Genomic DNA, 24,134 nt, shown 5'->3' on the forward strand with positions numbered 1-24,134 from the left:
CGTTGGGTGCATTCACCCGGAAACGTAGTCAAAAGAACGGATAAAACACATGAATTTGCATGAGTACCAGGCAAAACAGCTTTTTGCTGACTTTGGATTGCCAGTCCCAGTAGGTTTCGCTTGTGATACCCCACAAGAAGCCGCTGAATCAGCCAGCAAGATCGGTGGAGATAAATGGGTTGTTAAGTGTCAGGTACACGCCGGTGGCCGTGGTAAAGCGGGCGGTGTAGAACTACACACAACTAAAGAAGGTATCAAAGGTTTTGCGGAAAAATGGTTAGGCAAAAACCTAGTTACTTACCAAACAGATGCAAACGGTCAACCGGTTGCGAAAATCTTGGTAGAAGAAGCTTCTAACATCGCTAACGAACTGTACCTAGGTGCTGTTGTTGACCGCGGTACACGTCGCGTTGTATTCATGGCGTCGACTGAAGGCGGCATGGAAATTGAAAAAGTAGCAGAAGAAACGCCTGAGCTTATTCATAAAGCCGCTATCGATCCTTTGGTTGGCCCACAAGCTTACCAAGGCCGTGAACTGGCGTTTAAATTGGGCCTAGAAGGCGACCAAATCAAGCAGTTCACTAAGATTTTCTTAGGCCTTGCGACTATGGTTCTTGAGCACGATTTAGCCCTACTAGAAATTAACCCACTGGTTATTACTGGTGAAGGTAACCTAGTATGTTTGGACGGTAAAATTAACATCGACTCAAACGCGATGTACCGCCAGCCTAAACTACGCGAAATGCACGATCCTTCACAAGAAGATGAGCGTGAAGCACATGCCGCTAAATTCGAACTTAACTATGTTGCACTAGACGGTAACGTAGGTTGTATGGTGAACGGTGCAGGCCTGGCAATGGGCACTATGGACATCGTTAACCTACACGGTGGCAAGCCAGCTAACTTCTTAGACGTTGGTGGCGGCGCAACCAAAGAACGTGTAGCAGAAGCATTCAAAATTATCCTATCTGACGACAACGTGAAAGCGGTACTGGTTAACATTTTCGGCGGTATTGTTCGTTGTGACATGATTGCAGAAGGTATTATCGGCGCTGTGAAAGAAGTAGGCGTTGAAGTGCCTGTTGTGGTTCGTCTTGAAGGTACTAACGCTGACCTAGGTCGCGAAGTGCTTGCAAATTCTGATTTGGATATCATTGCTGCAACAAGTCTAACAGACGCTGCTCAGCAAGTTGTTAAAGCTGCGGAGGGCAAATAATGTCTGTACTAATTAACAAAGACACTAAAGTGATCTGTCAAGGTTTCACTGGCGGCCAAGGTACTTTCCACTCTGAGCAAGCGATTGCTTACGGTACGCAAATGGTAGGCGGTGTTTCACCTGGCAAAGGCGGTCAAGAGCACTTAGGTTTACCTGTATTTAACACAGTGCGTGAAGCGGTAGAAGCCACAGGCGCAACGGCTACGGTTATCTATGTACCGGCTCCGTTTTGTAAAGACGCAATTCTAGAAGCGATTGATGCAGGCATTGAGCTGATTGTAACCATCACTGAAGGCATTCCAACGCTGGATATGCTTGATGTTAAAGTGAAGCTTGAAGAGACAGGCGTGCGCATGATTGGCCCTAACTGTCCGGGTGTTATCACTCCGGGTGAGTCGAAGATTGGTATCATGCCTGGCCACATCCACAAGCCAGGTAAAGTGGGCATTGTTTCTCGCTCTGGTACGCTTACGTATGAAGCGGTTAAGCAAACTACAGATGCAGGCTTTGGCCAATCAACGTGTGTTGGTATCGGTGGTGACCCAATCCCAGGTACTAACTTCATTGACGTACTAGAAATGTTCGAAAATGATCCTGCGACTGAAGCGATTGTAATGATCGGCGAAATCGGTGGCACAGCAGAAGAAGAAGCAGCAGCTTACATTAAAGCTAACGTCACTAAACCTGTTGTTTCTTACATTGCCGGTGTAACGGCTCCTGCAGGTAAGCGTATGGGCCACGCGGGTGCCATTATCTCTGGTGGTAAAGGTACTGCAGAAGACAAATTCGCAGCTTTAGAAGCGGCAGGTGTACGTACTACTAAATCTCTTGCCGAGATTGGTACCGCGCTGAAAGACATTACTGGTTGGTAAGCTGTATTTATCAACCGCAAAAAGCCAGCTATGCTGGCTTTTTTTATGCCTACTGGATCGCTTAAAGCGTAATCGTATTAGCTAAACGCGCGTCAAGTTATCAAGTTTCTTTAAGGTATTGGCTACTCACTATGGCGCCGAGATAACACTGTGTTTTGATATGTCGAAACTTCATCGGCTCGGTTAACTCGCCGAACAATGAGGTACCAGCCCCAAGTAAAATGGGGAGGGTTGAGATGGTCATTTCATCAATTAAACCTGCTCGTAAAAACTGCTGGATCAAGTTGCCACCGTCGACATAGAGGTTATCGAAACCCTGCAATGCCAATTGCTGGCAGATTTCCTCAGCCGTGCCGGACAATATGCAAGCCTTTTCGGTTAACTCGTCAGGGACGTGAGTGAGACTGCGGCTGCAGACAAACACCGGCACTGGGTAGGGCCATTCACAGTCAAAGCCGGCGACAGTTTCGAAAGTGTTTCTTCCCATCACAATGGCGTCGACCCCCGCGATGAACTGGCTAAATCCGCAATCATCGCCCGTTGGATTATCAATATCATGAAGCCAATCAATTTGATTATTACTATCGGCAATATAGCCATCTAGGCTAGTGGCGATAAAAACGTGCTTTTTCATACTCGACCTTTTCTCTTGTTATCTTAGTTGTTTAACTGTCTAGAAAGACATGGCTATGAGTAAAATTACCTTGCTGATAATGGCCATCAAATTGTAGGCAAATAGGCCTGTTAAAGCATGGTGCATTGGTTACGATAGTATGAAACTCACCATGTTCACCACATGGATCAATATTGGGCGTGAGTTGTTGAACCAACGCGCTGTCATACGCTTGGCCGCAGTAACTAGGGGCTAGGTAGCGGTTATCAACGCAGCTAATATAACATTCTATGAGTTGGCTTAGAATCTGGCGGGAAAGTCGTTGGCTGATTTCGCGATCATTTTCGCCGATTTTTCCCATCAAGGGGAATAAAGCCTGCCAACCTGCTGGCTCAATATAGCTTTTTCGGTATGCGGCGATGCCATTGTGAAACATATCCCCAAAGGCCACAGCGTCAATGTTCAAGCTAGCGTTTTTCAAACCTTCCACAACTGCACCTTGATACACATCGTTGGCAGGGAAAACCGTTGGCAACTCAATCAAAACTAGCGGCAGGCCAATGGCTTGAGCTTGTGCTTGCACCACGCCTATAGGGGTATTTTGAAAAGGCACTACTCCTTTCACATGGGTGGTAAATAGCGCGCATACTTCTACCTGAGCTTGCGCCTGTAAAGTCAGTAAGGTTAAACACGCATCCTTTCCAGATGACCAGCTTAAAGCAATTTTCTTCAACTTTTCTTCTCCGTATCAATCGCTAGAGAGTAAGCTGAAAGATTATTTTAAGCCAGTATTTACCTGAGTATTAGGCCCATTGCTGATGCACGCCATTACCTTGGGCCTTAGCCTCAAACAAAGCATCTTGTGCTTGCTCTAGCATTTGTTTCGCGCTTTCTTTGCCATAACTTTGGGTGATACCGATAAACAGGTTGATTTTCATGCTTTGAAACAGGTCGTCGCTCAATGCTTTATGCAGCTTACTTGCTAAGGCTTGGGTTTGATGGACGTCAAACCTGGGGCAAAAGACGATAAACTGTGGCCCTGCCCAACGAGCAATGAAGGCCTTGTCGCCAATGGCTTGCTCTAACAAGGTTGCCTTTTTTACTAATATTTCATCGCCTACGTCATAACCCAAGGTTTCATTGATTTGCTTGTAGTTATCGATGTCTAGCAGTAAAACGCCATAGGGCTCCGCGCGTTTTTGTAATCTGCCAAGTTCAATATTGGCTGCGCGGCGGTTATTGATATGGGTAATGGGATCTTGAAGGGATAGCTTTTCTACCGCATGGTAAAGTTGCGTTATTTCTTTCCAGCGACGCCATGAAAACCAGCCAAAACACAGGCCCATTACCATGCCGACTGGCATTAGCTCATCCAGTTCAAAAGTTTCATAACGGCTTGAGAACTCAATCAAGAACTCCGCCATGTCGTACCGGATTGAAATAAAAGATATTACTGCAATGATGCACAATACTAACGTGAGGTCTCGTCTTGCAGACCCTGTAAAACTGATAGGGTTATTACATACTTTCATCGGTTGCCTCCTTGCGCTCGATACTTTTTAGCTTAGATGAATTAGTAAAAATTGCTGTGCTGAAATGCAAAAAAACGCGAATAGTTTGCATTTAGCACGGATGAAATGCACTTTTTTACCTTTGGTGCATATTCCTTTAATTTTGCTGTCTATAATCAATAAGTTGCTAGAACATTGCGGCTAAGTAGTGATTATCACTGAGGCGGTTAGGTAACGAAAGAATATTGAAAAACGGCATTGAACAAAATAGGTTGTATGGGTCTTATGAACTTATCTGAAAAACAATTTGCGGTGGTGGGCTTGGGTCGGTTCGGTTCGGCCTTGTGTGAAGAATTAAGAGAGCAGGGCGCACAAGTGTTGGCGCTGGATATTGCAGAAGACAAAGTCGCCAAATTGGTCGATACCGTGTCTCATGCTGTGGTGGCGGATTGCTCCAATGAGGCCACCATTGCCGAGTTGAAATTGGATGAGTATGACATCGTGATGGTGTCGATAGGCGATGACGTTAATGCCAGTATTTTAACCACCTTGGTGTTAAAAGAAGCCGGTGTCCGAACGGTATGGGTAAAAGCCAAAGATAAGTTTCACGCCAAAATTCTCAATAAGATCGGCGCCGATAAAATCATTAGCCCAGAGCGTGACATGGGCATTCGCATTGCGCGTAATATGCTGGATAAACGGGTTTTTGATTATTTGTCGCTTGGTAGCGGACTTGCTATCGCGGAAGTGGTGATTACCCGAGAGCACTTTGGAATGCCTTTGGGGCAACATATTTGTGTTAAAAAAAGTACCATTGAAGTGCTGGCGGTGAAACGCGGGCCAAGTATTCATAAAGACTTTGGTCTTGATACCCCGCTTGAAATGGGAGACATTTTAATCGTTGCTGGGGCCGAAGATGAATTAGCTGAAAGGTTAAAACACTTATGAGCCTGCAGCACCAGCGCCACTTTACTTATCCGCTAAAGACGGACAAACAAAAAAAGCCATGGTCTGAGCCCAAGCTGATTGTGACCAGTTTTCTCGCGATTTTATTTCCTGCGGCGATTCTGCTTACCTTACCCGTTTTTTCTGTGACCGGTTTAGGCATTGTCGATGCGCTGTTTACAGCCACCTCGGCGATTAGCGTTACTGGACTCGGCGTCGTCGACACTGGCGAGCACTTCACCATCGCCGGAAAAATATTACTCATGCTACTGATGCAAATTGGTGGATTAGGGCAGATGACTTTATCTGCAGTGCTGCTTTATATGTTTGGCTTTCGCATCAGCCTGCGTCAGCAAGCGCTCACAAAAGAAGAACTAGGACAAGGGAAAGCCGTTAACCTGAGGCGGTTGGTTAAGCACATTATTATTTTTTCCATGCTGGCTGAGCTGTTAGGAGCGATTATTCTCGCCATTCGTTGGGTGCCAGAAATGGGCTGGGCAGAGGGCGTTTTTTATGCCATTTTCCATGCTATCTCGGCTTTTAATAACGCCGGTTTTGCGCTTTTTTCTGACAGTATGATGAGCTTTGTGGGCGATCCCTTGGTCAATTTTACGATAGCGGGCTTGTTAATTTTTGGCGGTTTGGGCTTTACCGTCATTTCAGATCTCAGTCGTAATGGTCACCGCGGTTTTAATCACTTGCAGTTACACAGTAAGGTGATGGTCACCGCGACGCCCATCTTGTTAGCCATTGGCGCTTTGTTGTTCTGGCTGTTAGAGCGAAACAACCCTGCTACTTTGGGCAACTTGTCTCAAGGGGAGCAATGGCTGGCAGCATTTTTTCAATCTGCCAGTGCCCGCACCGCAGGTTTTAACTCGGTAGATCTCAGTCAGTTTACCCAGCCTGCTTTATTAGTGATGCTGGTATTAATGCTGATTGGCGCCGGTTCAACGTCAACCGGAGGCGGCATTAAAGTCTCAACCTTTGTGGTGGCCATCGCGGCGACGTGGACTTTTTTGCGCCAACAAAATCAAATAGAGTTGTTTCGCCGATCTATTCCTTGGCAAACGGTGACCAAGTGTTTAGCCATTATTGTGGTCAGTGGTTTATTGCTGCTTATTGCCATGTTTTTATTGATGCTTACCGAGCAAGCGAAATTTGAAGTAGTCATGTTTGAAACCATTTCTGCGTTTGCCACTGTAGGGTTAACCGCTGGGCTGACCGCCAATTTAAGTGAAACGGGCAAACTGATTATGGTGGTCGTGATGATCATTGGCCGCATAGGTCCGCTCACCTTAGTGTATATGTTGGCAAGGCCAAAACCGAGCTTGCTAAAGTACCCTCAGGGTTATGTATTTGCGGGTTAATCACGCATAAACTGTTATACTGGGCCCATTCTATTTTTTGTTGTAAATGGGCCTAACCTTGACTGATACCGCGTTTGACTCCTTGGCTTTAAAAGCTGACTTATTATCCAACCTCGCTTCGCTTGATTACCACCAGATGACCCCGATTCAAGGGCAAAGTCTGCCCCATATTCTCGCCGGGAAAGACGTCATCGCCCAAGGTAAAACAGGCTCGGGCAAGACCGCAGCATTTGGTTTAGGGTTATTACAAGCGTTAGATGTAAAGCGCTTTCGGGTGCAAAGCTTGGTATTGTGCCCAACCCGAGAATTAGCCGATCAAGTAGCCAAAGAAATCCGTCGTTTGGCCCGCAGCATCCACAATATTAAAGTGCTCACTTTGTGTGGCGGCACGCCTTTTGGTCCTCAAATTGGTTCGCTGGAGCATGGCGCGCACATCGTAGTGGGAACGCCTGGGCGCATTGTTGAACACATTAACAAAGGGCGTTTAAAGCTTGAAGACGTCAACTGCTTTGTGCTCGACGAAGCAGACCGGATGTTGGAGATGGGCTTTCAACCAGATCTCGAAACCATCGTCGCGGCTTTGCCTGCGCAGCGACAGAATTTACTGTTTAGCGCAACGTTCCCAGCGCAGATTAATTCTATGGCAAAGAATATTATGGACGCCCCTGAAGTGATCAAGGTGGCATCCACTCACGAACAAAGCAGCATTTCCCAGCACTTTTACGAAGTAGACAGTCACGAAGCCAAGCTTGAAGCAATTCGTTTACTCATCATGCAGCACCAACCTGAGTCATGCGTGATTTTCTGTAATATGAAAAAAGACACCCAAGAAGTGGCCCAAGAGTTACTCAATTACGGCTTTAGCGCGGCGGCCTTAAACGGCGACCTTGAGCAAAGAGACAGAGACCAAACCCTTGCTCGTTTTGCCAACAAAAGTATCAACATACTAGTGGCGACTGACGTTGCAGCACGTGGTTTAGATATTGATGCACTTGATGCTGTGATTAACTATCAGTTGTCCCATGATCCTGAAGTACACGTGCACCGAATCGGTAGGACGGGGCGCGCCGGCAGTAAAGGCATCGCTTGTTCACTGGTAAGCTTAAAAGACACCCAGAAAGTGATCGCCCTTGAAGATTACCTGCAACAAACCATTACGCCAGAGAGCTTGCCCCCTGTGAGCGTCATGAATCAAGCGTTACCTGTGCCGAACATGGTCACCTTAAGAATTGACGGGGGTAAAAAGCAAAAAGTTCGCCCCGGCGACATTCTTGGTGCGCTGACGGGTAAAACGGGCATAGACGGATCCACAGTAGGTAAAATTCAGGTGTTTGAGTTTTATGCGTATGTGGCTGTGCGCCGTGATGTGGCTAAAGCGGCATTGAAAAAGATCCAAGAAGGAAAAATTAAAGGTCGCAGTTTTAAAATCAGCCGTTTGCGATAGCGACGGAAAAGAGATTATAAAAAAAGCATGTCAATGACATGCTTTTTTTGTTTTTAGCCCTATTAGGCTTTAAACGTTACCGGCTTTTTAGGCGCGCTATTACTTTGCTGCGATTGAGTTGCTTGACTGGGTTTGCGCCGACGATTTGGTGTCGGCTTAGCAGCTGTTCGCTCATGATTGGCCCATGGGTTATCAGACTGGCTGCCTGAGTTCGGCTTACCTTTACCGCGCTGCGGGCGTTGACCTTGAGGCGATTGCTGAGGGCCTTTACCGGTATTTTGATCTTTTCGCGATTGGCCATGGTTAGCGTGACCACCTTCTGAGCCACCCGTTTTGGCGCCTTTGTGGCGACGGTTTGACTTAGCTTGGCCTTGATTTCGGCGTGGCTTGGCCTTGCCATTACCCGCTTTATTACCTTGCTGAATATGCGAGTGGGGCAGCGGATGCTCCGGCTCAAACCCTGAGATAACTTGGCGCTCAATCACCCCACCTGTGAGTTTTTCGATACCGTTAAGCAGCTTTATTTCATCTGCGCATACTAAAGACACGGCTTGCCCGGTTGCGCCCGCACGACCGGTTCGACCTATGCGGTGCACATAATCTTCCGCCACTTGTGGCAAATCAAAATTGACCACCTGAGGCAGTTGGTCGATGTCTAGCCCACGTGCGGCGATGTCTGTTGCGACCAACACCCGAATGCTACCGTCTTTAAATCCGGCTAACGCTTTAGTTCGAGCACCTTGGCTTTTGTTACCATGAATCGCTGCGGCTTCAAGGCCCTGCGCTGCCAGCGTTTTACTCAAACGGTTGGCACCGTGTTTGGTCTTTGAAAAGACCAATACTTGCTGCCAATTATTGCTTTTGATGAGGTGACATAGCAGGCGTGATTTACGGCTTTTGTCGACCGGGTATACCCATTGTTCAACAGACTTAGCGGTGGTATTACGTGGCGCCACCGAAATCTCTACAGGGTTATTCACTAAGCCTTTCGCGAGTTTGCGAATGTCGTCTGAAAAGGTGGCTGAAAACAGTAAGTTTTGGCGTTGAGCGGGTAACACCGCCAAAATGCGCTTTATGTCATGGATAAAGCCCATGTCCAACATTCGGTCTGCTTCATCAAGCACCAGCACTTCAAGTTGTTTAAAGCTTACCGCTTGTTGTTTATATAAATCCAATAAGCGACCCGGGGTCGCCACCAGCACGTCGCAACCTTGTTTTAACCGGCTGATCTGCGGGTTAATTTTAACACCGCCAAACACCACACTCGAAGTGAGTGGTAAGTGTTTGCTGTAATTGGCAACACTTTCTGCCACTTGCGCGGCGAGTTCACGCGTCGGCGTCAATACCAAGGCCCGAACTTGTTTATTATTAGCTTTGCCTTTGTGACGTAAGCTCTCAAGCAAGGGCAAGGTAAATCCGGCGGTTTTTCCGGTACCGGTTTGTGCTGCAGCCATTACGTCTTTACCTGCGATGATCGCGGGGATTGCTTGCTGCTGAATCGGAGAAGGGGTGCTATAGCCTTGTGCTTCAATGGCTTGCAAAAGTTGAGGACATAGTCCTAAAGCGTTAAAACTCATGCTGGTCTCTATACTGGGCTCGGCGAACGAACTCGCTTAAGCGGGCATGCAGGTTACAGCATCATCCTCTGTTAGGCAAATAATCTTGACTGGATCACACTTTTTACGCCCTTTCTGGCTCAAACCTGTTGTATGTCATGGTGGCTATAAAGGGGCAAGGTAGGCTATGCGAGGTTTTAAGATGGTTGCGAAATAATCGAACGAGGCGCAGACACATCTTCACATTACAACTATAACTAGAGTTAATATTAAATTTTTTCAGGGAGTTAACTTGGCATGATAGAAAATAGCTTTGCCATCACCGCCACCTTTTTATTGTATTTAGCCATGATGCTTGGCATCGGTGTTTGGGCTTACCGGCGTACGCTTAACTCATCTGATTATTTTTTAGGTGGCAGGCAACTTGGTCCTTGGCCAACGGCCCTATCTGCTGGCGCCTCAGACATGAGTGGCTGGTTGTTACTGGGTTTACCCGGTTATGCTTATGCTGCTGGTATTGGCTCGTTGTGGCTAGCGGGCGGCTTATTAATTGGCACTTGGTTGAACTGGCTTATTTGCGCCAAACGGCTGCGTACTTACAGCATTATCACTGACAACTCTTTAACCTTACCAGAGTACTTATCTCGGCGTTTTAATGATAACTCGAAAGTGATTCAAACCGTGTCTGCGTGCTTTATCTTACTGTTCTTTTTGTTCTATACCAGTTCTGGCTTAGTGGCAGGCGGCAAATTATTTGAAACCGTATTTGGTTTAGATTACACCTTGGCTCTGATCATTGGCACCGTGTGTGTGGTGTCTTATACCTTATTTGGTGGTTTTCTCGCGGTATCATGGACCGACTTGGTACAAGGACTTTTAATGTCAGCCGCGCTCTTGGTTGTACCTCTTGCTGCACTTGATGGCAGCTTGACGGATTTACCTCAGCAACTAGAAGCCATCAACCCTGAATTATTGACCCTATTTGCGGACGCGAAAGGTGAGCCCATGACCTTGATTGGCATTGTCTCATTGGCTGCGTGGGGCCTAGGCTACTTTGGCCAGCCTCACATATTGGCCCGCTTTAAAGCGTCTCGCTCAAATAAAGATTTAGTCACCGCAAGGCGCATCGCGGTTGTATGGACGGCATTGTCGATGTTTGGTGCTTTGCTGGTCGGCCTTGTCGGCCTGTTGTACGTGACCAACAACGGTCTAACAGTAGAAGACAGCGAAAAAATCTTTATGCTGCTTGTGAACGCCATGTTCCACCCTGTGGTTGCGGGTATTTTGCTGGCCGCTATCTTGGCGGCAATAATGAGTACCGCGGACTCTCAGTTGTTGGTATCTTCTTCCGCTTGGGCTGAAGATATCTACAAGCAGCACATTAACCCTGAAGCCAGCTCTGAGAAGATTGTTTGGATTGGTCGGGTGAGCGTGATTGCCTTGTCAATCATTGCCTTAATTTTAGCCCTTAATCCAGAAAGTTCGGTGCTGGGCTTGGTATCTTATGCTTGGGCTGGATTTGGCGCTGCGTTTGGGCCGGCGATTATCTTAAGCTTGTATTGGCCGCGCATGAACCGTTTTGGCGCAATCGCCGGTATTGTCCTAGGTGGCGTGACAGTGGTTGTTTGGAAGCAGTTATCAGGCGGTATTTTTGACTTATACGAGATTGTGCCAGGGATTATTTTGGCCACTATCGCTATTGTTGCTGTTAGCTTAATGACGGCCGCGCCGGATAAAAGTGTGGTGCAAAAATTCTTGCAAATGGAAACGCAGATTGACGAGTTGTAATTCTCACGTTGTGAACGTTGGCCTCAGGAAATCCTGATAGCCAAATAAAAAAACCGCCTTTGGGCGGTTTTTTTATTTCTGTTGGATGTTGTGGATTGGCTCAGATTTATGTTCTCAAATGCGAGCAATCTACAGCTGGGTAAGCGCAGCAAGTTTACACGGTTATTTGTGAGATAAATATTATTAATGCTTTAGTATAGCTAAAAGGTATTTTTCGCTCGAAATATCGGCGTATTTCATTACAATGCGCCTGGCGCTGTCATCTATATAAGCGTTTTGACCTTTTAATTTAACCCTCTGCGGCATGGTCATTGTTTACCTGTAAGTTAGTCCTTTGCATGGAGCACAAAGTCATTGAAGTTATTGACCCCTCAGTCGTTACTGCAAATAGATGAAGAGCTTAAATTACGCCTGATCCATTTGATGCTAATTTTGGAGTCCGTGGTCAGCGTTATCACTTTGGTGATGAGCTGTTTCCGGGCCGCAGAAATTGGTTTTTCGCCTCGTGATATGGTGCAAATGACCTTGGTCTGTATTCTGTTATTGGTTACCGTCAGTCGACATCAATTGAGCATTAGCAGCCAATTCATCTTTTTGCTGGTATTTAACTTTATTGTTTTAAATGCCGGCCTTTTAACCCTTGGGCCACTTGCGGGTAGCGTATTTTTCTTGTTCCTTACCTGTTTTATGGTGGCATTGTGCGGCAACCGTCGATGGTTATACGGATTCTTCTTGTTCTCAACCGCCTACCTGGTATTAGTGGCTTATTTAATTACCAGCCAAACGGTTGTAATGAACAACAACATTCACCGCTTGCTGTACAATGTGCCGCATTGGGCGGTTTACATTACCTGTTTGCTGTTGGTATTAATGATCTCTGGTATTAGCCTGATCAGCTACCGTGAGCGAACGCAAAGCTTGTTAAAGCAAATGGTGCAGCAAAACAAAGATATCGCCTGGTTTGCCGAACACGATCAATTAACCGGTTTAAAAAACTTCCGCGCGTTACAACGCCACGCACAGCTTATTGAAGCCGACCTTTCATCCGCTTTATTGTTCATTGACCTAGACGGCTTTAAAGCGGTGAATGACAGTTATGGACATGACGCTGGAGATGAATGCTTACGCCAAGTCGCGCGGCGATTAACGCAAATATTTGGTGAATTTGGCGTATGTTGTCGCCATGGCGGAGACGAGTTTTTGGTCTTGGTTAGCGCGCCGCAAGGCTTAATGCTGTTAGCGCCCCTTGCTCAAAAATGCCTCAACAGTTTAGCGCAGCCCATTGAATTTGAGCAGCGCCGTTTGCAAGTAGGGGCAAGCATAGGTATCGCCATCAATAAGCATAACCAATTGCCCTTGGAAGCGTTACGTCGTCAAGCAGACGCCGCGATGTACCAAGCGAAAAAGCGGGGCAAAGGCTGTTTTGTTAACCATGGCGTTGAAACGTCAAATTGCGCCATGAGTGATGCCCAGGCATCCCCTTGTAAGCAAAACCAAGCCGCTTAATCATCACTCCTTTGTGACCGTTTACTGAACTGCCATGGCTGGTTAGCGGGGTAAATAACGGTAGTGGCCGGTAATTTTAAAGCTGAACAACATGTCTTCAAGAATCGGACCAGAGCCAATATTGTGCACCACCTTATGGCGGCTATTATCCGCTGAACGCTCATCGACTATGATGCCTATGTGGGGCAAGTTTCCCGGCAACATCCAAGTGACAATATCGCCTGGCTGGTAGTCTTTACCATCGTCAGTGATTGCCAGAGTTTGGCCGTGACGACCAAAATACGCTTGCAAATTGGGTACTCGTCGATGGTCAATATTGGCGTCGGTTTTACTCAGTCCCCAGATGCGTTGCGACGGATATTGCTCAAAGTGCTGTTGCATGTCTTCGTGAACCCGCTGCTGTAAATCAATTCCCAGTTGCCGATAGCTGCGTATGATCACGTCCGTGCATACACCAATGTGGCTGGGTACATCTCCGCCAGGGTAACTCATAGCATGATAACTGCCGTCGTAAGTCACTTTTTGTGTTGTGCGATTCATTGCCGCATCCACCAGTTGTTGCTGACTGTCCGCGAATGCAGGTGAACTGTAACTGGGCACTGTAAAGGCGAAGACTAAAACGGCTTGGTAGAGGTAGCGAGCAAACATTGAAGGTCCCTTTGAATACTGTTAAACCAATTAGCATTGAATATTTTAGGTAAAACTGCAACCCAGTCGATAGTCGATAAAGTGGGCGCCATTAACGTTTTCGGCCGATTAGTAACGCCAATCAGTAGGCTTTCATTAACCGGATGACGCGGGTGCCATTTTAGGATCTCAATAAGACTGACAAGATTGCAGCCAATTTAAATAAATTGTGATTAAACAAATAGCTGGATGAAGCATTGCCCAGTACACTTAAGATAACCTTCATCGTTGTGAGTCATTATGAGTCAAAGAAACCTCGACCTGTTGTTAAAACCTCAATCGATAGCCGTGATTGGCGCCTCAACCCAACCGATGCGCGCCGGCAACGTTGTCATGAAAAATTTACTGTCAGGCGGTTTTTCTGGCCCTATTATGCCGGTGAGCCCAAAATATAAAGCGGTACTAGGGGTGTTGGCCTATCCCAACATTGAAGCTTTACCGCAAGTGCCGGATTTATCCATTGTGTGCACTGCAGCATGTCGCGTACCCGCCATTGTCGAAAAACTTGGCCAGCATGGCTGTAAAGCTGTGGTAGTCATGGCGGGTGGGTTTGATGAGGTTAACCCTGAAACCGGTGAAGCGTTTAAAGAGCAATTGCTGACGTTAGCTAAAAAATACAATATTCGTATTCTAGGGCCAAATAGCTTAGGCATGATACTGCCCCACATTGGCCTCAACGCCAGCTTGTCCCATGACCATACTAAACCCGGTAAATTGGCGTTTGTATCGCAATCTGCTGCCATTTGCACCACGGTATTGGATTGGGCCAATAACAAAGGCATAGGATTCTCTCAGTTTATTTCGTTAGGCGATGCCATCAATGTGGATTTTGACGAGCTGCTTGATTTGCTTGGTCGTGACGGCAAAACCCGCGCTATCATGTTGTATGTCGACTCTATCAATCAAAGTCGCGATTTTATGTCTGCGGCGAGGGCCGCTTCGCGCAACAAACCAATCCTGGTGATTAAATCAGGTCGCAGCTTACAAGGCGCGAAAGCGGCTGAGCTTCATACTGGTGGCCTTACTGGCTCAGACGCCGTATATGATGCGGCCTTTAAACGGGCTGGCATGTTGAGGGTAAACGATCTTCATGAGCTATTTGCCGCAGTGGAAACCTTGGCTCACGCCAATCCACTGAAAGGTGAGCGCTTGGCCATTATTACTAACGGCGGCGGCCCAGGTGTTTTAGCGGTGGATGCGCTGATCGAGCGCGGCGGCAAGTTAGCGCAGTTAGATGAGCAAACCTTGGCGAGCCTAGATGAGGTGCTACCTGCTAACTGGTCTCGCGCAAACCCGGTCGACATTATTGGGGATGCCACGCCAGAGCGTTACGCCCGCGCGGTAGACGTGTTAATGCACTCCAAAGAAATTGATGCTGTGTTAGTAATGCACTCTCCTTCCGCTTTGGCGCAAAGTACCGAAACGGCTGAAGCGGTGATTTCTGCGGTAAAACTGCACCCCAATAAAAACCGCTTTAACATGCTGACAAACTGGACCGGCGAACGAGCAGCGTATGAAGCTCGTCATTTATTCTCTAAGGCCGGCATACCGACTTACCGCACTCCCGAGGGCACGGTGGGGGCATTTATGCACATGGTGGAGTATCGCCGAAACCAAAAAATGCTGATGGAAACACCGCAGTCGGTGTCAGCCGACTTACCAACCGATGCCAGTAAGGCGCGGGGGTTATTACAGCGCGCTTTGCAACAAGGCCAGCATGTGCTTGAAACCCACGAAATGCAGCCGATTTTAAAAGCCTATGGCCTTAAAACCATCCCCACTTGGCACGTCAAAAATGCCGAAGAAGCGGTCAACATTGCCAATGAAATTGGCTACCCGGTGGCGCTAAAAGTGCAATCCCCCGATATTCATTATAAATCGGACGTGCACGGCGTGATGCTCAACCTTAATTCCGACGCCGAGCTGACCCAAGCGGCCGACTCTATCTTACAGCGAGTCATGGACACTTTCCCTGAAGCCCAAGTAGCGGGCCTTATCGTGCAAAAAATGGCGTTAACCGCGGGGGCACAAGAGTTAAGGGTGGCGGTGAAAAATGACCCCGTTTTTGGCCCTGCCATTTTATTGGGTGAAGGGGGCTCGGAGTGGGATATTAGCCGTGACGCTGCGGTGGCACTGCCGCCCCTAAACATGGCGCTATCTCGTTACATGGTGATAAACGCCCTTAAGAGTAAAAAAATCCGTAATCGCCACTTGCCATCAGGCTTTGATATTACTGCTTTATGCGAAATGCTAACTCAAGTAGCTCACTTGATCATTGACTGCCCTGAAATATTGGAAATTGATTTTAACCCTGTGTTAGTGGCAGGCAACAAATTGACTTTGCTAGATGTTAACGTGCAACTGCAAGCAGATGCCAAAGACACCACAGACCGTCTTGCCATTCGCCCTTATCCCAAAGAGCTGGAAGAGTTTTTCCAGTTGCGCAACGGTAACCGAGTATTGATTAGGCCGATTTTGCCGGAAGATGAGCCCAAGCATAAGGTGTTTGACTCGGGCTTATCTGCTGAAGACAGGTATAAACGCTACTTTGGTGAACGCGCTCAGATGACCCATGAAGAAATGGCGCTGCTAACACAAATCGATTACTCCAGAGAAATGGCCTTTGTGGCAATGGGGCTCGACGGTGACAAAGAAACAGAAACCTTAGGCGTGGTGAGAGCGTCTACCGATCCTGACAATACCAACGCAGAATTTGCCATGGTGGTAAAAGGCGATATGCAAGGGCAAGGGTTGGGTCGTTTTTTACTCGATAAGCTCATTCGTTATTATCAAAATAACGGCACAGGTGAATTGATGGGCTTTACCATGTTACAAAACAAAGGCATGGCCGAACTGGCGCGTAAGCTCGGCTTTAAAGTTACCATTGAACTGGAAGACGGATTAATTGAGATGGTACTGCCTTTACAGCAAAACCAAGATTAACTCATTCATACTTTGGGGTAGGTGTCGCCCTAGTACGAATAGATGCCGCTTCCCCTGAACGGTTTTATCACGAACCCCTTGGCGGATTCGATCCTTATTGATGCGGTTGACTTAGCGCGTCAAGGTGAAAGTTATGTCGCCGTTGATGGCACAGCCACTCCTAAAAGTGTTCGAACAAAAATAAAAAGTGTTTGAACGGCAGTAAAAAGGCAACTAAAAGGCCAGCGAGATGCTGGCCTTTTTACTGACATTAAGGGTGGCAAGGATTTGCAGCCTGTTAATGATTGCGCATACCACTTACTTTAAAAACATATTCACGGCCATGACAACTAACAGTACCGCAAAGATTTTTTTGATTGTGGGCACAGGTAAATACTGCGTGGCTTTTGCGCCAAGGGGGGCGGTAAACCAAGAAGTACATACAATGCCAAATAAGGCTGGGAGGTAAACAAAGCCAGCGAAACCGTCTGCAAAAGAGAAGTGCGCTAAGCCTGAGCTGATGTAGCCAATCGAGCCAAACAGCGCAATCACTATGCCACAAGCTGAGGCGCAGCCAATGGCTTTTTTAATATTGAGCGAGAAAAAGGTCAGTAAAGGTACTAACAGCGCCCCGCCGCCGATGCCAATGATGGCGGATAATGCCCCTGTGATCGTGGTCAACACGGTTAATATGCCTTTATTTGGCAGCTGACGCTCATTGGTGTCATTACCTTTGCCGCTAAAAAACATCTTTAAAGCAATTAAGGCCACGCTGATAGCAAACACTAAACGCACCGCTTTTTCAGGCAATAAGGCGGCCATAAAACCGCTGATCAGTGCGCCAATAGCCACCCCTGTCATGATCCAAGGTGCAAGGTCCCAAGGTACGTTACCGTTTTTATGGTGTGCAAGAGCAGAAGAGGTTGATGTAAATAAGATAGAGGCGAGGGACGTCGCTATCGCAACAATCACTACCTGCTCAGCCGGCAATACCTCTAAATAGAGTAAAATGCTACTCAACACAGGCACTATGACTAAGCCACCACCTATGCCTAGCAAGCCTGCTAAAAATCCTACGCCGCATCCTAATAGCGCACAATATACAACCAATAAAAGCATTTCGCTCATTCCCTTTGCCTCTTTATAAAATTGGCGGGCAACTATACTACAGAAATAAAATAGGAGGGCGAAAAACCGGTTTAATATTTTTCACGTTAACTTGAATTTTTTACATGTAACGGTAATGAGATATTTTCAATTGATGTTGAATTTTATACATATAGGCTTATGAGTAAAACTCATGTTAAATGTGAAATAAAACCATTTTCAATCTTTCTTCTCTCCTAGTATAAATTGCCACCTGATGTTAACGCTAAAAATGAAAGCTGTTCCTTGATCTGTGTTAAGTTAAATTAGAATTTTTCAAAAGCAATTATCGGGAACTGTTACCACAAAAATGCTAAAGGATTTACCCGTCTTTTATCATAGGAAATAGGATACCTAATCACAATGAGTAAAGAATTTACATTTGCTATTAAAAGCATTTCTCTCGATGAAAATTATCAGCCTTCAGACAATACGCGTATTACTACTAACTTTGCGAATTTGGCAAGAGGCGAGAGCCGTCAGCAGAATTTACGCAATGCACTGAAAATGATCGACAATAGTTTCAATGCATTAGCACACTGGGATAACCCTAAGGGTGACCGTTACTCCGTTGATCTTGAAATTGTATCGGTAGAAATGGCCATTGAAGACGCGAGTAAACGTTTTCCTTCAATTGAAATCTTAAAAACGAACATTGTTGATCATCAAACGAATGAACGCATTGAAGGTATTGTGGGAAATAACTTTTCTTCTTATGTGCGCGATTATGATTTTAGCGTGCTGTTATTAGAGCATAATAAAGAACAAGAGAAATTTAGTATCCCATCTGATTTTGGTGAGTTGCACGGTAAATTATTTAAACACTTCGTTCAATCTGAAGCTTATAAGCAGAGTTTTAAAAAGCTTCCTGTAATATGTTTAAGTGTATCTGATAATAAAGTATATCGTAGAACAGAGAATCAACACCCGGTATTAGGTTTTGAGTATCAACCAAATGAGTCATCGTTAACGGAAACCTATTTTCAAAAAATGGGCCTGCAAGTTCGTTATTTTATGCCGTCAAATAGCGTTGCACCTTTGGCATTTTATTTCTTTGGTGATTTACTTAACGATTACACCAACCTGGAGCTAATCAGCACGATCAGCACCATGGAAACATTCCAGAAAATCTACCGCCCTGAAATTTACAATGCCAACGCGGTAGCGGGTAATTGTTATCAGCCAAATTTGAAAAACCAAGACCACTCCCTGACTCAAATTGTCTACGACCGTGAAGAGCGTGGCCGTTTAGCCAAAGAGCAAGGTAAGTTTGCTGAAGAGCACTTTATCAAGCCTTATCAATCAGTGCTTGAACAGTGGTCTGCGAATTTCGCTTAATTTTCACCTTACAATAGAGTGGCCTTAATTATGAAAACATTATTACCGACTTCTACCGCGGGTAGCTTACCTAAGCCGTCATGGTTGGCAGAGCCAGAGAAACTATGGTCGCCTTGGAAATTGCAAGGTGAAGTACTCAATGATGGTAAACAAGATGCGTTACGTGTGTCCTTGCAAGAGCAACAAGTTGCGGGCGTGGATATTGTCAGCGACGGTGAGCAAACGCGACAACATTTTGTAACCACGTTTATTGAACACTTAAGCGGTGTGGATTTTGAAAATCGCAAAACCGTTAAAATTCGCGACCGTTACGAAGCAAGCGTGCCAACGGTTGTTGGACCCGTATCGCGTCAAAAACCGGTATTTGTAGAAGACGCCAAATTTTTACGCCAACAAACGTCGCAACCGATCAAATGGGCCTTGCCTGGTCCTATGACAATGATTGACACGCTGTATGATGACCATTACAAAAGTCGTGAAAAGTTAGCGTGGGAATTTGCCAAAATCTTAAACCAAGAAGCCAAAGAATTGGAAGCGGCCGGCGTTGATATTATTCAATTTGATGAGCCCGCCTTTAATGTTTTTTTTGACGAAGTAAATGAATGGGGCATAGCTTGTTTAGAGCGCGCCATCGAAGGTTTAAAATGTGAAACTGCGGTGCACATTTGTTATGGCTACGGCATTAAAGCCAATACCGATTGGAAAAAGACATTAGGCACCGAGTGGCGCCAATACGAAGAAGTATTTCCTAAGCTGCAACAATCTAACATCGATATTATTTCTTTAGAGTGTCATAACTCTCGTGTGCCTATCGAGCTATTAAAACTGATTCGTGGCAAAAAAGTCATGGTCGGGGCCATTGATGTCGCTACCGATACCATAGAAACGCCTGAAGAAGTGGCAAATACGTTACGCCACGCGCTGGAATATGTAGACGCAGAAAACTTATACCCTTGCACAAACTGTGGTATGGCCCCTTTGTCACGTGAGGTGGCCACGGCGAAATTAAAAGCACTCAGTGCTGGCGCAGAAATTGTGCGTAATGAGCTGCGCACCTAACCACCTTGTGTGACCTTTGCAGTGGCTGCCTCTGGTCACTGCACCTTCTCCTTACTTACCTTTTTGACTTTCCTTATCCGCCCTTAGCTACGTTGAGTATTGTGCTTTCTATTGCTCTGCTGCGCTTTATATGTTGTTTAATCTGGCTTTAGGTTACCATTATTATTTTTTAGGCAGGGGTGAAAAATGGCCAAACCAATCATGATGTTAGGTTGTACCAGTGACGCGGGTAAGTCGTTATTAGCGGCAGCGGCGTGCCGGGTACTGGCTAATCGTGGCATTAAGGTGGCGCCATTTAAAGCGCAAAACATGAGCAATAATGCTGCGGTCACGCCAGATGGCTTAGAAATCGGCCGTGCGCAATATTTACAGGCGATTGCCGCCAAAGCTGTGCCCGATGTGCGGATGAATCCGGTGTTGTTAAAACCTTCCGCGGATACCTTTAGTCAAGTGATAGTGAATGGCAAAGCCGACCCTGCCATTTCGGCGATGCCGTGGATGGATCGTAAAAGCGTATTATGGCAACACGTCACAACGGCGTTACACAGTTTGCAACAAGACTACGAACAGCTAGTGATTGAAGGGGCAGGCAGCCCCGCGGAAATTAACCTGCGCGCCGGCGACATTGTAAATATGTCGGTAGCGCTGGAAACCCAAGCCGACGTGTACTTAATCTCTGATATTGATCGTGGTGGCTCATTTGCCCACTTACTTGGTACTTGGGCCTGTTTAGCACCAGAAGAACAAGCCTTGATCAAAGGCTTTGTGCTCAACAAGTTTCGCGGCGATCCGGCATTGTTAGGCAATGCCATGGACTGGTTAGAGCAAAAAACGGGCATTGCCACCGTTGCGAACATACCGATGTACGATCACCGGTTACCCGAAGAAGACGCCTTTCGTGGCAGCGACAGTTTTGTCAAAGGAGAGCTAAACGTGGCGCTGCTGATTTACCCGTACGCTGCAAACATGGATGAATTTGATCCCTTGTTTCATCAGCAGGGCATCAATGTTTCAGTGATCCGTGAGCAGCAAGATCTCAGTAAGTTTGACGCCGTGATTTTACCCGGCAGTAAAAACTCGGGGGCTAGCATGGCGTATTTGAAACAAACCGGTTTAAGCCAAGCCATTGTCGAAGTGGCTTCGGCGGGGAAATTAGTGCTGGGCATTTGCGGTGGCTTGCAGATATTAGGGCGTCAGCTCAAAGATCCTTTGCACCTTGAAGCCGGCGATTTTGACGGCTTAGGCTTATTGGATATAAAAACCGAGTTAGCCAGTGTTAAGGCGACTTCTCAGGTGCAATTTCAATGGCAAGGTGGCGTCATGCAAGGTTATGAAATTCACCATGGGCAAACCCACACCACGGCGAAAGTCAGTGAGTTTTTACAAACGGGTAATGGTTGGCAGCAAGACAACGTATTGGGTATTTATTTACACGGTGCATTTGAGAACGCCGTGTTTATGCAATGGTTTGCCGAACGCTTAGGGCATGATCTGCACACGCAAGACTGGCATCATGTGATTGACCAAGAGCTTGACGTATTAGCCGAGAAATTTGCCCGAGACAGCTGGCTCTAAAGGGCCATCAAATCTTCGTCAAACCGACACGTTTTGATTGGCTTTGCGCTTAACTTCACTTATTTTCGCAACGGTTGTGCTGTTAGGTTGGCACGTGGTGATTATCTTTTTTAGGACAATAAATATGGGTTATTGGTATTTAGCCATTGCGATTGGCGCGGAAGTGATTGCGACCATGGCGTTAAAAGCCTCTGATGGATTTTCTCAGCATGCTTACAGTGCTGTGTGTGTCATTGGCTATATTATTGCGTTTTATTTTCTTTCTTTGGTATTGAAAACCATTCCTGTTGGCATTGCTTATGCAATTTGGGCCGGGATGGGAATATTTTTGATTTCGTCGCTCAGCGCCGTAGTGTATAAGCAAATCCCAGACGTTGCCGCGATGGTGGGCATGGCGTTTATTCTGGCGGGTGTGATCATCATAAATGTGTTTTCAAAAACCGTGAGCTACTAACTTTCTTTTATCACAGAGGGAATACCGCCCATGGCGAATATCTTTGCCGACATTCCAGCAGACTTAACTCAAGAAGTGCTACAAGACATTGTAGTCAGCGACCAAGTTAAAATTGAGCGTATTATTTCCAAAGGCCATGTTTCCCCTGCCAAAGGGTGGTATGACTGCCCGCAGCCGGAATGGGTGATTGTGTTACAAGGCCAGGGAACGCTGTTGTTTGAAGACGGCCGAGAAGTGGTCTTAAAAGTGGGCGATTACATCAACATACCGGCGCACATGCGCCACAAAGTCAGCCAAACAGACCGCGAAGGTATCACGATTTGGCTGGCAATTTATTACTGAGTCCTTACCGCTGCTCCCTTACTACAGAGTCTGCTTTCGAATGCCCATACCTGAGTCTTGGCTATACTTAAAGGTATGCTCACCTCGTGCGGTCACACAAGATCCACGCTCAATGCCTGCATCACACCGTTAGGCGAGGTGAATAGGGGCGTGCGTTTACCCATTTCTATTTACTAGGGAACGGTTAAATAGTAGCAGCTTATGCTTGGAGGGCCGATTATGTCCCGTATAAGCCAAGAATTTATCACCGAATTTAATCATAAATTTACCGAGAGTGTTGCACGCCAATATCAGCAGCAACACCAACTGAATTGTCACCACTGGGACTTCACCTTCTTATTGTGGCATCGCAAATTTATTGGCCAGTTCTGGCAGCAATTAGACTTACCTCCTACCTACGCAGTGCTCACCCAAGACGAAGATCGTCAGTTGTATCGCCAACTGCGTAAATCGCTGGTGCTGGATAACGCAGGCAACATGATGTTTGTAGAAGACAATCACAAGCTAAACTCTTTGACCGGCCAAGATCTTGCACAAATTGAGTTGGATATTGCCGAAGCCATGGTATGCAACCGGTTTGCGATAGACTTGGATTTTGAAGGCAGTAATCGCGATAGGTTTGCTTATAACCTTTCGTTTTCTTCACAAGTGGAAGAGTTCCATGACATGATCCACGGTGAAACTGGCAGGGGCATGCGCAGCGTTAGCACTGCCGGCGGCGACCAGTGCTTTTTCATCCATCATACCTTTGTGGATTTAGTGTTTGAAACCTGGCTTGATGAGCACCCCGACATGGCGTTGCCGATTAGCCAAGATCACTTCGACACCAGTCCCGACTTACAGCAAGACTATCAAGACTACGGCGAGCTGGTGGACTTGTGGCAAGCTCGCCACTTTAGCTTCGACGACTATAAACACGTGCGCCGTATTACGGCGCCTATTACGCGCCAAGCCATCGTGTTTGACCGTATTGCCCATACCGAAGACTTTCGCCGCGTGATCATGTTTCACGGTCAAGATGAAATAGGCCGTTTTGCCATATTAACGGGCAGAATTGAAACCTGTTTAACGTGTGCCCGCCGGCAAGCCCACTCAGGTCAATTTTTGTTGCGCCGCTTAGTGCCTGTCAGCGAAATTATGTGGAACATCAATAACCAATGGTTTACGTGGGATTCAGCCATCGACAAATTTGATGAAATTGGCATGTCAGTGCCTTATGTGGTGTCGTTTTAGTCTGAGCATGGCCAATAAAGCGCGCTTGTTTGGATCTGTTCAAACCATGCAGGCCAAGCAAGCTCGCGAGCTCACTGATACCCTAGTGGGTTGAAGTTTTGACTAGGTGCCGCTCAGAGTGGCAATCGCGAGTATCTTTTTTGTTGATTCATAACCTTGCGCTGGCGCAAGGTCGCTATTGATGCATTTACTTATAATTAACTGATAATTTCGACATTGATTACTGTGGCCACAGATAGGATATTCTACCTTATAAGGTTGAGCATGTTCTGGTTTAATCATCGCAGACTTTACTCATCGTTGGGTTACGTCTTGCCAGCAGATTATGAAGAAAATTATTATGAGCAAATTAAAGAGTCAAGTAAGGTAGCCTGACTTAGAAACTGAGTCTCCAATGAACCCAAGGCGATCCATGGCAGAGATAAAACGAATGTGCAGGAGGTCGACACTGTGCACAGGGAATCTTTATGTTTGTCGTTTGCGCAGGGCGGGATCGCACTTTTTCAACGAATATGATCTAATAGGCTCAAACCCGTAAATCGATACGAATTTTGAGCCTG

General features: G+C 46.5%; 20 protein-coding genes. 14 read left to right on the forward strand and 6 right to left on the reverse strand.

What is annotated here, in order from left to right; translation table 11 throughout:
• Window positions 1-49: 49 nt before the first annotated feature.
• On the forward strand, window positions 50-1,216 hold the full coding sequence (sucC, locus tag D1Z90_RS15395; protein WP_119911677.1) for an ADP-forming succinate--CoA ligase subunit beta: 1,167 nt from the start codon (window positions 50-52) through the stop codon (window positions 1,214-1,216).
• Entirely contained in the window at window positions 1,216-2,088 is an 873-nt protein-coding gene (sucD, locus tag D1Z90_RS15400; RefSeq protein ID WP_119911678.1) for a succinate--CoA ligase subunit alpha, read from the forward strand. Before sucC ends, sucD begins: the two co-directional genes overlap by 1 nt.
• 100 nt (window positions 2,089-2,188) lie before the next feature.
• Here sucD and D1Z90_RS15405 read toward each other — a convergent pair whose 3' ends face one another.
• From D1Z90_RS15405 to D1Z90_RS15415, 3 genes are all read right to left on the reverse strand, one after another.
• Complete coding sequence (locus D1Z90_RS15405; RefSeq protein WP_119911679.1) at window positions 2,189-2,722, reverse strand: dihydrofolate reductase family protein; 534 nt, start codon at window positions 2,720-2,722, stop codon at window positions 2,189-2,191.
• 31 nt (window positions 2,723-2,753) lie between these two features.
• Complete coding sequence (locus tag D1Z90_RS15410; protein WP_119911680.1) at window positions 2,754-3,434, reverse strand: Dph6-related ATP pyrophosphatase; 681 nt, start codon at window positions 3,432-3,434, stop codon at window positions 2,754-2,756.
• A 70-nt stretch (window positions 3,435-3,504) separates the two neighbouring features.
• Window positions 3,505-4,233 carry a GGDEF domain-containing protein gene (locus D1Z90_RS15415; protein WP_119911681.1) on the reverse strand — a complete coding sequence of 243 codons (729 nt, stop codon included), beginning with the start codon at window positions 4,231-4,233 and terminating at the stop codon, window positions 3,505-3,507.
• A 264-nt stretch (window positions 4,234-4,497) separates the two neighbouring features.
• On the opposite strand from D1Z90_RS15415, the gene D1Z90_RS15420 reads away from it, so the two are divergent.
• The 3 genes from D1Z90_RS15420 to dbpA are packed head-to-tail and all read left to right on the forward strand — an operon-like array spanning window position 4,498 to window position 7,968.
• Window positions 4,498-5,160 (forward strand): potassium channel family protein, encoded by a 663-nt coding sequence (locus D1Z90_RS15420; RefSeq protein ID WP_119911682.1) that lies wholly within the window; start codon window positions 4,498-4,500, stop codon window positions 5,158-5,160.
• Window positions 5,157-6,524, forward strand: coding sequence for a TrkH family potassium uptake protein (locus D1Z90_RS15425; protein ID WP_119911683.1), 1,368 nt, complete (start codon window positions 5,157-5,159; stop codon window positions 6,522-6,524). The genes D1Z90_RS15420 and D1Z90_RS15425 overlap by 4 nt, the downstream gene beginning before the upstream one ends.
• A 46-nt stretch (window positions 6,525-6,570) precedes the next feature.
• Window positions 6,571-7,968 (forward strand): ATP-dependent RNA helicase DbpA, encoded by a 1,398-nt coding sequence (dbpA, locus tag D1Z90_RS15430; RefSeq protein ID WP_198419221.1) that lies wholly within the window; start codon window positions 6,571-6,573, stop codon window positions 7,966-7,968.
• 62 nt (window positions 7,969-8,030) lie between these two features.
• Here the strand turns inward: dbpA and D1Z90_RS15435 are convergent, their stop codons facing one another.
• A complete protein-coding gene (locus D1Z90_RS15435) occupies window positions 8,031-9,545 on the reverse strand; it encodes a DEAD/DEAH box helicase (protein WP_119911684.1) in 1,515 nt (504 codons plus the stop codon).
• A 276-nt stretch (window positions 9,546-9,821) separates the two neighbouring features.
• On the opposite strand from D1Z90_RS15435, the gene putP reads away from it, so the two are divergent.
• Both putP and D1Z90_RS15445 read left to right on the forward strand, forming a co-directional pair.
• A complete protein-coding gene (putP, locus tag D1Z90_RS15440) occupies window positions 9,822-11,312 on the forward strand; it encodes a sodium/proline symporter PutP (RefSeq protein ID WP_198419222.1) in 1,491 nt (496 codons plus the stop codon).
• A 354-nt stretch (window positions 11,313-11,666) separates the two neighbouring features.
• A complete protein-coding gene (locus D1Z90_RS15445; RefSeq protein ID WP_119911685.1) occupies window positions 11,667-12,818 on the forward strand; it encodes a diguanylate cyclase domain-containing protein in 1,152 nt (383 codons plus the stop codon).
• Window positions 12,819-12,860: 42 nt separating this feature from the next.
• Here the strand turns inward: D1Z90_RS15445 and D1Z90_RS15450 are convergent, their stop codons facing one another.
• Window positions 12,861-13,466 (reverse strand): DUF1287 domain-containing protein, encoded by a 606-nt coding sequence (locus tag D1Z90_RS15450; protein WP_119911686.1) that lies wholly within the window; start codon window positions 13,464-13,466, stop codon window positions 12,861-12,863.
• Window positions 13,467-13,745: 279 nt separating this feature from the next.
• Here D1Z90_RS15450 and D1Z90_RS15455 point away from each other — a divergent pair, with 279 nt between their 5' ends.
• Complete coding sequence (locus tag D1Z90_RS15455) at window positions 13,746-16,448, forward strand: bifunctional acetate--CoA ligase family protein/GNAT family N-acetyltransferase (RefSeq protein WP_119911687.1); 2,703 nt, start codon at window positions 13,746-13,748, stop codon at window positions 16,446-16,448.
• Between the two features lie 297 nt (window positions 16,449-16,745).
• On the opposite strand, the gene D1Z90_RS15460 is transcribed toward D1Z90_RS15455, so the two are convergent.
• Window positions 16,746-17,555, reverse strand: coding sequence for a sulfite exporter TauE/SafE family protein (locus D1Z90_RS15460; RefSeq protein ID WP_119911688.1), 810 nt, complete (start codon window positions 17,553-17,555; stop codon window positions 16,746-16,748).
• Window positions 17,556-17,936: 381 nt separating this feature from the next.
• Here D1Z90_RS15460 and D1Z90_RS15465 point away from each other — a divergent pair, with 381 nt between their 5' ends.
• From D1Z90_RS15465 to D1Z90_RS15490, 6 genes are all read left to right on the forward strand, one after another.
• Window positions 17,937-18,911, forward strand: a complete 975-nt coding sequence (locus tag D1Z90_RS15465; RefSeq protein WP_119911689.1) for a DUF1852 domain-containing protein — start codon at window positions 17,937-17,939, stop codon at window positions 18,909-18,911.
• A 30-nt stretch (window positions 18,912-18,941) separates the two neighbouring features.
• On the forward strand, window positions 18,942-19,970 hold the full coding sequence (locus D1Z90_RS15470; protein WP_119911690.1) for a methionine synthase: 1,029 nt from the start codon (window positions 18,942-18,944) through the stop codon (window positions 19,968-19,970).
• A gap of 186 nt (window positions 19,971-20,156) precedes the next feature.
• Window positions 20,157-21,545, forward strand: coding sequence for a cobyric acid synthase (locus tag D1Z90_RS15475; RefSeq protein WP_119911691.1), 1,389 nt, complete (start codon window positions 20,157-20,159; stop codon window positions 21,543-21,545).
• Window positions 21,546-21,669: 124 nt separating this feature from the next.
• Entirely contained in the window at window positions 21,670-21,999 is a 330-nt protein-coding gene (locus D1Z90_RS15480; RefSeq protein WP_119911692.1) for a DMT family transporter, read from the forward strand.
• A 30-nt stretch (window positions 22,000-22,029) separates the two neighbouring features.
• Entirely contained in the window at window positions 22,030-22,341 is a 312-nt protein-coding gene (locus D1Z90_RS15485; protein ID WP_119911693.1) for a cupin domain-containing protein, read from the forward strand.
• Window positions 22,342-22,560: 219 nt separating this feature from the next.
• Complete coding sequence (locus D1Z90_RS15490) at window positions 22,561-23,574, forward strand: tyrosinase family protein (RefSeq protein ID WP_158587158.1); 1,014 nt, start codon at window positions 22,561-22,563, stop codon at window positions 23,572-23,574.
• Window positions 23,575-24,134 lie beyond the last annotated feature (560 nt).

Source organism: Motilimonas pumila (assembly GCF_003596335.1).
GTDB lineage: Bacteria > Pseudomonadota > Gammaproteobacteria > Enterobacterales > CBDFNC01 > Motilimonas > Motilimonas pumila.